Source organism: Methylobacterium bullatum (assembly GCF_014845095.1).
Taxonomy (GTDB): Bacteria; Pseudomonadota; Alphaproteobacteria; order Rhizobiales; family Beijerinckiaceae; genus Methylobacterium; species Methylobacterium bullatum.
The window spans coordinates 1-679 of the sequence record NZ_NKUG01000225.1 but is presented as its reverse complement, the minus strand read 5'-3'; the positions used below and the strand labels follow the sequence as shown (position 1 = coordinate 679).

Here is a 679-nt window from a genome sequence, read left to right as displayed (position 1 = left end):
ATAGATGTCGTGCTCCACATAGAGCCGTTCGCCGTCCCACCGCACCACGTTGTCGGTCTCGGAGGTCTCCGTCACCCCGAGATCGTCGCGCAGGGTGATGTTGCTGGGCTGTGTCAACATATCGGGTCCTTTCAAGCGTTCCCGGTGCATCGGGCGCGTGGGATGCGGCTTTGTCCCGTGGCTGGCGGAGCGGGCTTTGCGAAAACGGTCCGCGCGATGCCGGCGAACCGGGCCGTTCCTCGCCGAGCCGTGGTGGCACGCATCTCACCCATCCGGCCCCGACGCCTCGTTGTCTGTTCGGTCGATCGCAGGGCTGGCGCCCACGACCCTCTCGCCGATCTTACGAAGCGGCGGCGTCCGATGCCAGCACGAAGCCGGCCTCCATCGCTCAACGCACGGTCACCTGGTTCTTGATCCGCTCATAGGTCGACCGGCTGAGGACGCGTTTCGAGAGCAGCTGATCCACCGAGGCATAGGGCCGGCGCTGGGCGATGGCGCGGCCGATCATGCCGCCACCCTTGAGGCCGTTGAGTTCCGCCACCGAGGCGGTGTTGAGATCCACCACGGAGACAGCCGCCGGACCCGAATTGTCGCTGGCCTGCTGCGTCTCGGACCGGGCCGCGTTCAGGGGAGGGCTCTCCGCCAGGGGCGTCACCGGGCCGCCATAGGGGAGGGGGGC

The 679-nt window shown here is 67.7% G+C and carries 1 protein-coding gene; it reads right to left on the bottom strand.

Annotation, left to right across the window (positions count from 1 at the left end; all coding sequences use genetic code 11):
• Positions 1-388 precede the first annotated feature (388 nt).
• The coding region (locus MBTS_RS22375; RefSeq protein ID WP_192216515.1) for a ComEA family DNA-binding protein at positions 389-679 on the bottom strand (291 nt) is incomplete at its 5' end.